This window comes from Rhizobium halophilum (assembly GCF_021648825.1).
Taxonomy (GTDB): Bacteria; Pseudomonadota; Alphaproteobacteria; order Rhizobiales; family Rhizobiaceae; genus Neorhizobium; species Neorhizobium halophilum.
The window spans coordinates 395,815-409,475 of record NZ_JAKJHS010000001.1 but is presented as its reverse complement, the minus strand read 5'-3'; the positions used below and the strand labels follow the sequence as shown (position 1 = coordinate 409,475).

Annotated in this window: 10 protein-coding genes and 2 pseudogenes; 8 read left to right on the top strand and 4 right to left on the bottom strand. The window is 61.7% G+C overall.

Going from position 1 to position 13,661, the window contains the following annotated elements:
• Window positions 1–127: 127 nt before the first annotated feature.
• Window positions 128–700, top strand: coding sequence for a hypothetical protein (locus tag LXM96_RS02110; protein ID WP_239996660.1), 573 nt, complete (start codon window positions 128–130; stop codon window positions 698–700).
• A gap of 127 nt (window positions 701–827) precedes the next feature.
• Here the strand turns inward: LXM96_RS02110 and LXM96_RS21825 are convergent.
• The 4 genes and pseudogenes from LXM96_RS21825 to LXM96_RS02095 form a co-directional block, all read right to left on the bottom strand.
• A pseudogene (locus LXM96_RS21825) lies at window positions 828–1,142 on the bottom strand (response regulator transcription factor); the annotation flags it as partial.
• 80 nt (window positions 1,143–1,222) lie between these two features.
• Window positions 1,223–1,751 (bottom strand): annotated as a pseudogene (locus tag LXM96_RS21820) (response regulator); the annotation flags it as partial.
• Window positions 1,744–5,124 (bottom strand): hybrid sensor histidine kinase/response regulator, encoded by a 3,381-nt coding sequence (locus LXM96_RS02100; RefSeq protein ID WP_239996657.1) that lies wholly within the window; start codon window positions 5,122–5,124, stop codon window positions 1,744–1,746. The gene LXM96_RS02100 and the pseudogene LXM96_RS21820, both read right to left, overlap by 8 nt.
• Window positions 5,125–5,303: 179 nt before the next feature.
• On the bottom strand, window positions 5,304–5,651 hold the full coding sequence (locus LXM96_RS02095; protein ID WP_239996655.1) for a DUF488 domain-containing protein: 348 nt from the start codon (window positions 5,649–5,651) through the stop codon (window positions 5,304–5,306).
• A gap of 199 nt (window positions 5,652–5,850) precedes the next feature.
• On the opposite strand from LXM96_RS02095, the gene urtA reads away from it, so the two are divergent.
• From urtA to LXM96_RS02060, 7 genes are all read left to right on the top strand, one after another.
• Window positions 5,851–7,140, top strand: a complete 1,290-nt coding sequence (gene urtA, locus LXM96_RS02090) for an urea ABC transporter substrate-binding protein (RefSeq protein ID WP_239996653.1) — start codon at window positions 5,851–5,853, stop codon at window positions 7,138–7,140.
• A gap of 181 nt (window positions 7,141–7,321) precedes the next feature.
• Window positions 7,322–8,926 carry an urea ABC transporter permease subunit UrtB gene (urtB, locus tag LXM96_RS02085; RefSeq protein ID WP_239996651.1) on the top strand — a complete coding sequence of 535 codons (1,605 nt, stop codon included), beginning with the start codon at window positions 7,322–7,324 and terminating at the stop codon, window positions 8,924–8,926.
• The gene (urtC, locus tag LXM96_RS02080) at window positions 8,923–10,083 is read left to right on the top strand and encodes an urea ABC transporter permease subunit UrtC (protein ID WP_239996650.1); all 1,161 of its coding nucleotides are present in this window, start codon (window positions 8,923–8,925) and stop codon (window positions 10,081–10,083) included. The genes urtB and urtC overlap by 4 nt, the downstream gene beginning before the upstream one ends.
• Window positions 10,084–10,087: 4 nt before the next feature.
• Complete coding sequence (urtD, locus tag LXM96_RS02075) at window positions 10,088–10,849, top strand: urea ABC transporter ATP-binding protein UrtD (RefSeq protein ID WP_239996648.1); 762 nt, start codon at window positions 10,088–10,090, stop codon at window positions 10,847–10,849.
• A gap of 25 nt (window positions 10,850–10,874) precedes the next feature.
• On the top strand, window positions 10,875–11,570 hold the full coding sequence (urtE, locus tag LXM96_RS02070) for an urea ABC transporter ATP-binding subunit UrtE (protein ID WP_239996647.1): 696 nt from the start codon (window positions 10,875–10,877) through the stop codon (window positions 11,568–11,570).
• Between the two features lie 128 nt (window positions 11,571–11,698).
• Window positions 11,699–12,898 carry an alpha/beta hydrolase family esterase gene (locus LXM96_RS02065; RefSeq protein WP_239996645.1) on the top strand — a complete coding sequence of 400 codons (1,200 nt, stop codon included), beginning with the start codon at window positions 11,699–11,701 and terminating at the stop codon, window positions 12,896–12,898.
• On the top strand, window positions 12,832–13,656 hold the full coding sequence (locus tag LXM96_RS02060) for an urease accessory protein UreD (protein WP_239996643.1): 825 nt from the start codon (window positions 12,832–12,834) through the stop codon (window positions 13,654–13,656). Before LXM96_RS02065 ends, LXM96_RS02060 begins: the two co-directional genes overlap by 67 nt.
• Window positions 13,657–13,661 lie beyond the last annotated feature (5 nt).

Genomic DNA, 13,661 nt, shown 5'->3' with positions numbered 1-13,661 from the left:
GGCCCAACAGGATTGGAAAGCCCGGCTTCGGCCGGGCTTTTTACGTTGATGGCGGCCGTGCCGTCGGCGGTAATTCGATGGGGCAGTCGAGGGGGATATGTTGGATCATCCAGACCCATGCGCGCTCATGGCGGCCAACAATAATGCAGACCTCTATGAGGCTGTGTTCGGAGCCCACCGCCTACGCTATCGGCGAACTCCCTGCTGCTTCGTTGCAGAAGATCAGCCGCCCCCCTACTATGGCTGCCTGACCACGACCTCGATCGAGGAGGAGCCTGAAAAGGCGGAGATCGCCGTCGCGCGCCGACGCTTCGGCAAGAGTTTCGGCTTCAAGGACAGCTTCTGCCGGTACGACATGTCCGAGTCGGGCATGCGGCTTCTGTTCACAGCCAGTTGGATCTTCCGCCCGCCGGGCCCGTGCGAGGCCAAGCAGCTGCCGCAGGGCTGGGCTAAGGTCGATCAGGTCGACGAGCTTGAGGCCTGGGAGGATGCTTGGAGGGAGGCGGGTTCCCCAGCCTCGCAACGCGTCTTCCCGATCGCTCTGCTTGATCGACGAGACTTCTTCTTTCTCGGGTACAGGGCGCGAGGCGGATGGTCTGCGGGATGCATTGCAAATCTGTCCCAAGGATGTGTCGGCTCTCAAACGTCTTCTCCCGAAACTCCGACTATCCAGTCCACCGTTTCGCCGTCGAGGCGCTGACTGCGTCGGTGCCTGAGTTGCCCGTTGTGGGCTACGACAGGGGCGCAGATCTCCAGTCGATGTTGTCGCTTGGCTTCTCACCAGTGGGTGATCTCAGGGTGTGGGTCCTAGACGAGAGCTAACGCGCTCACGCCTCGTAGAGCACCTGAGCCGCCTTCACCGCTGCAGACGCGCGGTTTTCAACGCCAAGCTTCACGTAGATCTGCTCCAGATGCTTGTTCACGGTGCGGGCGGACAGGCCGAGAATATCGCCGATATCCCGGTTCGACTTGCCCTTGGCGATCCACTCGAGAACCTCGGATTCCCTGAGCGTCAGCGTGAAATGCTGGCGCAGGACATCCGGGCCAGCGCGCTGGTTCGAGCCGGTGAGGCGGAACAGGAACTCGTCGGATCCAATGGCACCGAGATAGGTGAAGTGCAGGCTGGCTTCGCCTGCCAGCGTCAGCGAAAAGGCATCCTCGCGCGCGCCGCCCTGCTTTGCCTGTGCCTTCAGCCAGGTGCCGATGTGGCGGGTGATGACGTGGAGGCCGTCATCGCTGCGGGTTGCGGCATTGACAAGCCGCGTCGCCTGCGGCGTCGACCAGTGGATCGCACCGTCGCCTTTGACCGCCAGCAGATGCCGCCCTGCCGCATCGAGCGCTACACGAGCGCTCTGGGCAGAGCGGGCATTGGCGAGATGCACGCGGATCCTGGCGCGCAACTCGTCGATGTTGATCGGCTTCGTTAGGTAGTCGACACCGCCGCTGTTGAGCGCATTCACCACATGCTCGGTTTCGGTGAGGCCGGTCATGAAGATGACGGGTATCTGCGAGATGGCGGCGTTGGCCTTCAATCGGCGGCAGGTCTCGAAGCCATCCATCACGGGCATCACCGCGTCGAGCAGGATGAGGTCCGGGGTAATCCGTTCGACGATGTTGAGGGCAGCCTGCCCGGAGGTCGCGATTAGTACGGAGAAACCGGACTGCTCCAGCGCCTCGGTCAGAAAGCCGAGCGCTTCGGGACTGTCGTCCACCAGAAGGACGATGTCGCGGGGAAGGGCAGCCTCAGCCATCTGTCGTGGTTTCTCCCATGAAGCGGTTCAGGAAAGTCATGTAACCGTCGAAGTCAAAGGCGCGCACGTGGGCCTCGAGCTCCTCGACGAACGTGCGGTGCTCATCCGATCGTGCAAGCTCTGCAAGTTTGGATTCGATGCCCCGGACGTAACCGATCTCACCGAGCCGCAACAGGTCCCTCAGATGGTTTTCCGCCGGAGCAACGACGGTGGCAGCCGGTGCGGGCGCAGTCACTGCCGGTAGCTCGTCTTCATAGATCCAGGTGAGGCCGAGATGGCTTGCAAGGCGGTCCGCAAGATGGCGCATGTCCACCGGCTTGGCGATCGCGTCGTTGTGGCCTTCGGTCTTTGCTGCGGTCCCGTCGCCGATATTGGCCGAGAGCATGACGATCGGCGCGGTCTGCCCCTGATCCCTCAGCCGGGTGACGAGATCCCAGCCGTTCATGCCAGGCATGGAAATGTCGACCAGAAAGAGGTCGGGTCTCACTCCTTCGATCAAGGTCAGGCAGTCCGGCCCGCTGCTTGCCGTCAGTACGACGAAGTCCATGGGAGCTAGGACTTCCTGCATCAGTTCGCGATGATCCTCGTTGTCATCCACGACCATGATCGTGCGCCGCGGCCCGGTATAGGAGACGATGCGGCGCTCAGGTGCCGGCGCCGTGCTGGGCCGATCGACGGCCGAAAGCATCAGCCGGACGCGGAAGGTCGAGCCCTCATCCTTGGCACTCGTGGCGGAAATGTCGCCGCCGAGCGTGTTGGTCAGCAACCGCGTGATCGTCAACCCTAGCCCGAGGCCTGGCATTGGCTTGACGCTGTCCGCTTCACCGCGCTGGAATGGCTCGTAGATCCGGACAAGATCCTTCTCCGCAATGCCACGACCGGTATCGCTGACGGTAAAGGTCGCCACCTGGCTGCGATAGGCGACGTCGAAGCGGACGGTCCCGGCGTCGGTGAACTTGATGGCGTTGGAGAGCAGGTTGACGAGGATCTGGCGCAGCCGCTTTTCATCCGTGCGGACGTACTGCGGCAGAGCGCGCGATCGATCGTGCTCGAAATTCAGGCCCTTCGCCTGCGCCTGCATTCCAAACATCTCGACGATCTGGTCGAGGAAGTCCTGGACGTTGATCTCGTTGGAATAAACCTGCAACCGCCCTGCCTCGATCTTCGAGATGTCAAGCAGCCCGTCGATCAGACCGGAAAGGTGGTCGGCCGAACGCTTGATTACCTTGATCGCCGATTGGCGCGGCGTGGGTATAGAGGCGTCGCGCTCGAGAATCTGAGCGTAACCCAGCACGGCGTTCAGCGGCGTGCGCAATTCGTGCGAGAGGCCGACAACGTAGCGGCTCTTGGCTCGGTTGGCGGCTTCCGCCGTTTCCTTGGCCTGTTGCAGGGCCGCATCCGTCTTCTTGTGGGCGGCGATCTCGCGCAGGAGCAGGGTGTTCTGGCGGGAGGATTCCTCTTCCGCCACCACCCGACTGTCATGAGCCAGCACGTAGAACCACGAGACGATGCCGGCAATGACGGCGAAGACGAAGAAGACGATGAAGATCGTGCTGTAGATGACCTCGGCATTGGCAGGCGCCGCGAGCCCGGCCTGATAGGCGATCATGCCGAGGATAATGCCGATGACGGAGATGGAAACCGCGGCTGCGATGGCATAGCGGCCGAGGCGTGTCGTCAGCTTTGTCACGACCGTCTGCGGCAGCACCGCGCGTGCCACCGTGCCCATCTGGGCGTGGAGACGCGCGTTCGGCTTGCACATGTCGTGGCAGCGGCTGTCGAGCGAGCAGCAGAGCGAGCAGATCGGGGCCGCATAGGCCGGGCACCAGGCCATGTCTTCCGGCTCGAAGGGATGTTCGCAGATCGAGCAGGTGATGGAGCCGAGGCTCTTCCAGCTCTGTCGCGGCTTGCGGGCGAGGTAAAACTTGCCGTTGGTCGCAAAGGCGATGGCTGGCGAGAGAAGGAAGGCGATCAGCGTCAGGTAGGTGGAGAGCGACGCCATCACCGGGCCGAACAGGCCGAAGTGAGCAGCAAGTGCAACGGCTGCCGATCCCCCCATGGCGCCGAGGCCAACCGGGTTGATGTCGTAGAGATGCGCGCGCTTGAACTCGATGCCGGGCGGCGAGAGGCCAAGCGGCTTGTTGATGACGAGGTCGGCCGAGATCGTGCAGAGCCATGACATGGCGATGATGGAGAAGATGCCGAGCGTAGCCTCGAGCAGCCGATAGATGCCGAGTTCCATCAGGAGAAGCGCGATGGCCACGTTGAAGATCAGCCAGACGACCCGGCCGGGGTGGCTGTGCGTGAGGCGCGAGAAGAAGTTCGACCAGGCAAGCGAGCCGGCATAGGCGTTCATCACGTTGATCTTGAGCTGCGACACAACGACGAAGGCCACCATCAGGAGAAGCGCGGCGGTTTCGTTGGGGATCATGTAGCCGAAGGCGACGAGATACATATGGGCCGGATCTGCGGCTTCCCGCACCGGCACAGCGGTCGACAGAGTGAGAACTGCGAGGAAGGAGCCTGCCAGTAGCTTTGGCACGCCGACCACCACCCAGCCCGGGCCCGCGAGAAACACGGCAAGCCGGTGGCGCCACTTCCGCTGGCCCTCGGCTGGAAGAAAGCGCAGGAAGTCCACCTGCTCGCCGATCTGCGGCATCAGCGCGAGGATCACGGCGGACGCCGCGCCGAATTCCAGCAGGTCGAAGGGTGCGGCCCCGCCGACCTGCGCATTCGAATGATCGATGCCAGCAAAGGCGCGCCAGAGGTCGAATTTCTCCCAGTCCAGAAATGCGATGAAGAGGAAAGGGAGGATGTTGAGGACGATCCAGAATGGCTGCGTCACCAGCTGGAAGCGGGAGATCAGCCGCACGCCGTAGATCACCAGGGGGACGACGACCACAGCACTGATGATGTAGCCGATCCAGGGCGGGATGCCGAAGGCAAGCTCCAGCGCACCGGTCATGATCGAGGCCTCGATCGCAAACAGCATGAAGGTGAAGGCGGCGTAGATGAGGGATGTGACGGTCGAGCCGATATAGCCGAAGCTTGCGCCGCGGGTCAGAAGGTCGATGTCCACACCGTGGCGGATCGCGTAGCGGCTGATTGGCAGCCCGATGACCAGCATGGCAACTGCCGCGGCGATGATGGCGAAGAAGGCGTTGGTCGTGCCGTAGGAGAGGGTGATCGTGCCGCCAATCGCTTCCAGCGCCAGAAAGGAGATGGCGCCGATGGCGGTGTGCGATATGCGGCTGGAGGAAAAGCGCCGGGCGCTCTTGGCAGTGAACCGCAGCGCATAGTCTTCCAGCGTCTGGTCTGCGACCCAGCGGTTGTACTCGCGCCTGATCGGTATGATGCGTTGCCGTGCGGCCATGCCTAATATCTAGCGCCCAAGGTGATGTGATTGCAGATTGGGCACTTTCCTGTGCGGGCGAGGGATTTGCAAGCCCTACCGAAGCAGGATCACAAGTGTCTGACAGAAAGCCGCCCACCCCATTTGCCGTTCAGGTAGTCGCAGACCAGCGTGCGGTGGCAATGGTGCGGCTTGTCTTCCTAGCACAGAAGGCAGGCGTCGTCGAACACCTCCGCTTTGAACTGGCTCTCGATCTTCCGCTCTGCCATCAGGCCAAGGAAGGCTTTGCGGAAGACGTTCCAGTCGCCCTTCAGCTTCTTGAAGGATGTCATGATCTCTTCCGTCGGCGCCAGAAGGGGCTCGTGCGTGTAATCTGCACCGCAGAGCTCTTTCAAGAAGAACGGCAGGTCATCGGCTTTGGCGAAGCCGGCAAGCTGGGAGCTGTTGTGCAGGCGAATGTCGATCACCTTTTTGACTCCAGCAGCCTTGATCCGGCCAAAAAAGTTCTCGGCATTCGTCTTGGTGAAGCCGATCGTCATCAAGTCCATCTGATCCTCCCGCTGCGATCCATTTCAGACGTTGAGTGCCCGCTGTCAACGGGATCGGTCCAGTCGACCTTTCCCTCTTCTCCCCCTCCGGTACGTCATTCTACGTATACGGGTTTGCGCTGCAGCATCGGATAGTTCCCTCAGCACTGGTCAAGTTTTCCGCTTCCGGCTGCGAACGAACAAAAAGAGGGGTTCGATCATGAAGATTTCCGTAAAACTCGGCGGTGTGCTGCTTGCAGCCGCGCTGTCCACCACTGCCTTCCATGGCGCCTTTGCCCAGGAAGACACGATCAAGATCGGCGTACTGCACTCGCTGTCGGGCACGATGGCGATTTCAGAGACGACGCTGAAGGACGCCATGCTGATGCTCGTCGAAGAGCAGAACAAGAAGGGTGGGGTGCTCGGCAAGCAGATCGAGGCGGTCGTCGTCGATCCGGCTTCCGACTGGCCGCTCTTTGCCGAAAAGGCGCGACAGCTGATCAGCCAGGACAAGGTCGCCGCCGTGTTCGGCTGCTGGACCTCGTCTTCCCGCAAGTCCGTCCTGCCGGTGTTCGAGGAGCTGAACTCGATCCTGTTCTATCCCGTCCAGTACGAGGGCGAAGAATCCTCGCGCAACATCTTCTACACGGGTGCGGCACCCAACCAGCAGGCCATTCCGGCCGTCGACTACCTGATGGAGACCGAAGGCGTCGAGCGCTGGGTACTCGCCGGTACCGACTACGTCTATCCGCAGACAACCAACAAGATCCTCAAGGCCTACCTGATGTCGAAGGGCGTGGCTGAGGATGACATCATGATCAACTACACGCCATTCGGTCATTCCGACTGGCAGACGATCGTGACGGACATCAAGAACTTCGGCTCTGCCGGCAAGAAGACCGCGGTCGTCTCGACCATCAACGGCGATGCCAACGTGCCCTTCTACAAGGAGCTCGCAAACCAGGGCGTGAAGGCGGAAGACATTCCGGTTGTCGCCTTCTCCGTCGGCGAAGAAGAGCTTGCCGGTCTCGACACGGCGCCGCTCGTCGGTCACCTCGCAGCCTGGAACTACTTCCAGTCTGTCGACAGCGAAGCCAATGCCGAGTTCATCGAGCAGTGGCATGCCTTCACCGGCAACGACAAGCGGGTCACCAACGACCCGATGGAAGCCGCCTATATCGGCTTCAACGCCTGGGTTAAGGCGGTGGAAGCTGCCGGCACCACAGACACGGACGCTGTGCTCGACACGATCATCGGCGTGACCGTGCCGAACCTCTCGGGCGGCTATGCGACCGTCATGCCGAACCATCACATCACCAAGCCCGTGCTGATCGGGGAAATCCAGGCCGACGGCCAGTTCGAAGTCGTCCAGGAAACGCCGGCCGTCGTCGGTGACGAGTGGTCCGACTACCTGCCGGACTCCAAGGACCTGATCGCGGATTGGCGTAAGCCGATGGAATGCGGCAACTTCAACGTCGCCACCGGCAAGTGCGGCGGCAAGGGTAGCTGATCCGACCACCCTCCAGGCCTGGCCCTCTTCCCGCAGTGGGGAGAGGGTCGCGCCTCAACAGCCTTCTCGCTCAAGCTGGAATGGCGCAGATGTTTCTTCTCCCGGATGCGGGGGAGGGTGCCGGCAGGCGGATGAGGGGCGGGTCGCGCTCCTGATCCGCAGCCAACCGGGGGCTAAGAGCATGCGAATCCGTTTCGTCAGTCTGATTTTTCTGATCCTTTCCTTCGCCGCGCCGTGTCTGGCGCAGAGCGATCCCAAGCCTCTCATCAATCAACTGGCCAATGCAAACTTCAAGCAAGCCGAAGATATCATCGGCCAGATTGCCGCGACAGGTGATGCTCGTGTGGTGCCCGCGCTGGAAGCCTTTGCGGAGGGCGATCTCTACGCCCGCAAGGCTGACGATGTCGTCTTCATCACCACGGCATCGGGCTCCAAGCTGGCGCTCGTCGACCCGCTGACCGGAGAAAGTGCCGGCGAGGTGGCCAAGGGCGCGATGACCAAAATCAAGGTCAACAACAACCTGCGCCGCGCCATCCGGGATGCACTCGGCGCCCTGACGCTGATGAGCCCGGACCGCAATGCGCGGCTGCAGGCGGCCAACACCATGCTCGCCGCACCGAGCGAAGACAATCTCGAACTCATAGAAACCGCTCTTGCCAGGGAAACCGATGGCGAGGTGCGGGCGAGGATGGAAGAGGCACGCGCCGTCTCGCTGCTTACCTCCGGCCGCTCGATTGAAGAGAAACGCGAGGCGATCGAGCGTATCCGCAATTACGGCGGGCGCGATGCGATCGGTGTATTGCGGGGCGCCTATGGCTCCATCGACGCCAGCCTTCAGCCGGACATTGACAAGGCGATCGGCGCGATCGAGAGCGAGATCGCGCTTTGGGACATGGCGCAGAACGTCTGGTACGGTCTATCGCTCGGGTCGGTGCTGCTGCTGGCGGCGATCGGGCTTGCCATCACCTTCGGCGTCATGGGCATCATCAACATGGCGCATGGCGAAATGGTCATGCTCGGGGCCTATTCCACCTTCGTCGTCCAGGACATCATCCGTTCCAGCGCGCCGCAGCTCTTCGACTGGTCGCTCGCCATTGCACTGCCTGTCGCCTTCCTGGTGACGGCGGCGGTCGGCCTTGCAATCGAGCGCGGCGTGATCCGCTTCCTTTACGGTCGCCCGCTGGAAACTCTGCTTGCCACCTGGGGGATCTCGCTCATCCTGCAGCAGGCGATCCGGTCGATCTTCGGGCCGACCAACCAGGAAGTCGGCAACCCCTCCTGGATGTCCGGCTCGTTTGCGCTGGGAGGCATGAATGTCACCTGGAACCGCATGTGGATCATCATCTTCTCGCTTTCGATCTTCTTTGCACTTCTAGTGCTGATGAAGAAATCCTCCTTCGGGCTGCAGATGCGGGCCGTCACGCAGAACCGCCGCATGGCGTCCTCCATGGGCATCCGCACGCCCTGGGTCGATGCCTTCACCTTCGCGCTCGGTTCGGGCATCGCCGGTATCGCGGGCGTGGCGCTCAGCCAGATCGACAACGTCTCGCCGAACCTCGGCCAGAGCTACATCATCGACAGCTTCATGGTGGTGGTGTTCGGCGGCGTCGGCAATCTGTGGGGCACGCTGGTCGGCGCCATGTCGCTTGGAGTGCTCAACAAGTTCCTTGAGCCCTGGGCGGGCGCCGTGCTCGGCAAGATCCTCGTGCTGGTGCTGATCATCCTCTTCATCCAGAAGCGGCCGCGCGGGCTCTTCGCACTCAAGGGAAGGGCGGTGGAAGCATGATCACCGGGTTCGTTCTTCGCGCTCTGGACGGCAAGATCGTCGTCGCCATCGGCATCCTCCTGGCGATCGCCGTGCTCGTTCCGGCATTGAACCTGCTGGTCCCGGCCGGCAGTGCCTTCCACATTCCCACCTATGCGGTGTCGCTGTTCGGAAAGTACCTCTGCTACGCGCTGCTGGCGCTCGCGCTCGACCTCGTCTGGGGATATTGCGGCATCCTCTCGCTCGGCCACGGCGCCTTCTTCGCGCTCGGCGGCTATGCCATGGGCATGTACCTCATGCGCCAGATTGGCAGCCGAGGCGTCTACGGCGATCCGGTGCTGCCGGATTTCATGGTCTTCCTCAACTGGAAGGAGTTGCCATGGTTCTGGTATGGCTTCGACATGTTCCCCTTCGCCATGCTGATGGTGCTGGTGGTGCCGGGGCTGCTTGCCTTCCTGTTCGGCTGGTTTGCTTTTCGCAGCCGGGTCAACGGCGTCTATCTGTCGATCATTACGCAGGCGATGACCTATGCGCTGATGCTCGCCTTCTTCCGCAACGACATGGGCTTCGGCGGCAATAACGGCCTGACCGACTACAAGGACATCCTGGGCTTCTCGGTACAGGCGCCAGGCACCCGCAACGTGCTGTTTGCGATGTCGGCGATCATGCTGGCGCTCTGCCTGCTGATCGCGTCCGCGATCGTCCGCTCCAAGTTCGGCAAGGTGCTGGTCGGGGTCCGCGATGCCGAAAGCCGCGTCCGCTTCCTCGGGTTTCGAGTGGAAAACATCAAGCTCTTCACCTTCGTCGTCTCGGCGATGATGGCAGGCATTGCGGGTGCACTTTTCGTGCCGCAGGTTGGCATCATCAACCCGGGCGAGTTCGCGCCGGCCAACTCCATCGAGGTGGTGGTCTGGACGGCCGTGGGTGGGCGCGGCACGCTGATCGGGCCGATCATCGGTGCGGTTCTCGTCAATGCCGGAAAGAGCTTCTTCACCGGCGCCTTTCCGGAGTTCTGGCTCTATGCGCTGGGCGGCCTGTTCATCGCCGTCACGCTGTTCCTGCCCAAGGGCATCGTCGGGACGATCCAGCACGGTTGGCACGCTCGCACCGAACGGAAGGCAGCGGCCGAGCGCGAGAAGGGCGAGGATGCCGACATGATGCCACAGGCTGCGGAGTAGGATGATGACGACGATTGCTGAAACGCGGTCCAAGAGCCTGCTCTATCTCGAAAACGTCTCGGTCTCGTTCGACGGGTTCAAGGCGCTGAATGCTCTGTCCTTCGTGGTGGAGCCGGGCGAACTCAGGGCCATCATTGGCCCCAACGGCGCCGGAAAGACGACGATGATGGACATCATCACCGGCAAGACCCGACCAGACACCGGTACCGTGCTGTTCGAGGACGCCATCGACCTCACCAAGCGGGATGAGGCAGATATCGCCCAGCTCGGCATCGGGCGCAAATTCCAGAAGCCGACGGTGTTCGAGAGCCATACCGTCTGGGACAATCTGGAACTTGCGCTGAACCGCTCCCGCGGCGTCTTCGCCACGCTGTTCTACACGCTGACTGGTGAGGATCGGGCTCGCATCGAGGAGATCCTCGAGACCATCCGACTGACGCATCGCAAGGACGAACTTGCGGCCAACCTTTCGCACGGCCAGAAGCAGTGGCTGGAGATCGGCATGCTCCTGGCGCAGGAGCCGAAGCTTCTCCTAGTCGACGAGCCGGTGGCCGGCATGACCGATGCCGAGACCGCCGAAACGGCCATCCTGCTGCGCGAGATCGCCAAGACACGTTCGGTGGTCGTGGTCGAGCACGACATGGGTTTCATTCGAGATCTCGGCGTAAAGGTGACCTGCCTTGCCGAAGGATCGGTGCTGGCCGAAGGGTCAATCGACTTCGTCTCGAGCGATCCGAAGGTCATCGAGAATTATCTGGGGCGCTGAGCGCTGCTGAAAGGGAACAGCGTCCATGCTGACCGTCGACAACATCGATCTTCACTACGGCGCGGCCCAGGCGCTGCGCGGCGTTTCACTCACAGCGGAGATGGGCAAGATCACCTGTGTGCTCGGCCGCAACGGCGTCGGCAAGAGTTCGCTGTTGCGGGCGGTCACCGGTCAGCACCCCGTCAGCAAGGGTTCGATCCGCTTCGGCGACACCTCGCTCGATGGCCTTGCGCCTTATGCCCGTGCCAAGAAGGGCGTCGGTTATGTGCCGCAGGGGCGGGAGATCTTTCCGCTGCTGACGGTCCAGGAAAACCTGGAAACGGGCTTTTCGCCACTGCCGCGCAAGGAGCGGGTTATACCGGATGAGATCTTCAGCCTGTTCCCGGTGCTCGGCACGATGCTGTCGCGGCGCGGTGGAGACCTGTCCGGCGGCCAGCAGCAGCAGTTGGCCATCGGCCGCGCCATGGTGATGCGGCCGAAGATCCTTGTGCTGGACGAGCCGACGGAAGGCATCCAGCCCTCGATCATCAAGGATATCGGCCGCGCCATCCGCTACCTGCGCGACTCCACCGGCATGGCAATTCTGCTGGTGGAACAGTATCTCGACTTTTGCCGGGAGCTTGCGGATCAGGTTTATATAATGGATCGTGGCGAGATTGTGCACAAAGGACTTGCCGATAGCCTAGATACGGCAGAAGCAAGGCGGCATCTTACTGTTTAGGGGTAAACATTCGTAGGTTCTATTCATCTAGATCGTTTTAAGCATTTCCTGCTTATGCTATTACCGCGTCGGTTTCAGAGCACACGGCAGACGGTGATGCTCTCCTGCAACTCCTAGGGAGGCGCTCGATGGCATTTGCAAGCATGGCTGGTTCTCGCTCTCTGAATGCTCTTATCCGCAAGATCGCGGTGGGAGCTTTTTTCTTGGCGGGCGGCTCAAGTGCTGCTCTGGCCGCCGGCTGCGGCCAGGCGCTGGAACGGGGGCGCCATGAGTTCAGCATTCAGTCCACCGATGCCCTTCGTTCTGGCATGTATTTCATTCCCTCCTCCTACACCGGCCAGGAGAAGCTGCCGCTGGTCTTCGACTTTCATGGCAGCGACAGCAATCCCAACGGTCAGTTGAACCGGAGTTCGTGGGATAAGGTGGCGGAGAAGAATGGCTTCGTTGTTGTGGCCCTTCAGGGCAGTCTACCTGGAAATTTCGAAGGCACCTATGCCTGGAACGTTCCCCTCGTCACACAGAGGGAGGGTGGCCTTGACGAGGTCGGCTTCATCTCTTCTGCGCTTGCTCAGATAAAGAAGGATTTCTGTGTTGATCCCGCGCGAATCTATGCCTCCGGCTATTCCGGCGGCGGCCGCATGCTGTCACACTATATCTGCAGCGGACACGGTGACTTCGCGGCAGCAGGTTTTGTCCACTCCTTGCGGGCCGGAGCGCCAGTCGAGATAGACGGCACGTGGCGTCCGGGCGACTGTTCGCCTGCCCGTCCAATCTCGATCATGGCCTTTGCGGGCGAGAAGGACAATGCCAACCCCTATGCAGGTGGCGGCAAGCCTTACTGGCAATATGGCTTCAAGACAGCCCTCCAGCGCTGGAGTGAGCTTGCCGGCTGCAATGGCGGGGCCAAGGTCGAAAGCGCAAGCGGCGTCACCTATGGCCTCTATGACACCTGCAATAACGGTGCGCGTATTGCATCCTACGTCTTTGCCGATGGCACCCATGCGTGGCCGAAGCCGAGCGCCACGGAAAGCGTGCTGGCGGCGAACGCTGATGCGCAAGCTGGTGTCGTCAAGGTTGCGGCGTCGGCCAGCAAGCCTTCCTTCACTCAAGGTGTTGATCCAGCCGAGCGGATGTGGGACTTCTTTCAGAAGGCTGACAGGTCGGAGGTCGTCGCCACGGTGGCACCTGCTGCCGCCACGGCAAATGCAACCTGCACGGCCACAACAGGCGCCGGAGAAGGCGCTGATCCGCAGGGGAACACGTGCAGCAGCAACCATCAGCCAATACAGGCACGCCGCAGCGCGCAAGGGGCAAAGGGCGCCTTGTAACCAAGCTCTTCGACGGGCGTACGCGGCTCGCCGAATTTTACCAGGAGGGATGCGCAAAGATCCGCCTTCCTGACACCTTCTCGCCTGAAATGGAGGCGATCCTTATCAATACGTCAGGGGGACTGACGGGCGGCGACGCGATCGAATGGTCCGTCGCCGCCTCTGCTTCCACCAAGCTCACCGTCACCACCCAGGCGAACGAAAAGGTCTACAAGGCCGCCGCCGATACCGCCTCAGTCACCACACGAATCTCGGTGGGCGAGCAAGCGTCGGTGTGCTGGCTTCCGCAGGAAACGATCCTCTTCGACCAATCTGCGCTGAGCCGCCGTCTTGAGGTTGAGCTTCAAGAGACGTCCGAATTTCTCGGCGTCGAAGCCGTGCTCATGGGACGCCAGGCCATGGGGGAAACCTTGAACCGCGGCCGCTTCCACGATCGTTGGCGGGTCAGGCGGGCGGGCTGCCTCATCCATGCAGAAGAGATGCGTCTTGACGGAGAGATCGACCGATTGTCCGTCCTGCCTGCGACCCTCGGCAGCCAATCTGCTTTTGCAACGCTCCTCTACGTGGGACCTCTGGCCGAAGCTCATTTGCCGCGGGTAAGGGACTGCCTTGGGAACGCCGGCGGAGCAAGCCATTGGCAGGGAAAGCTGGTGGTGCGACTGATCGCTTCCAGCGGCTACGAACTGAGAAAACTGCTGGTACCGGTAATTGCCGTATTGCGTAATGGCGCGGCGGTGCCGAAGGTCTGGAACATCTGATGATT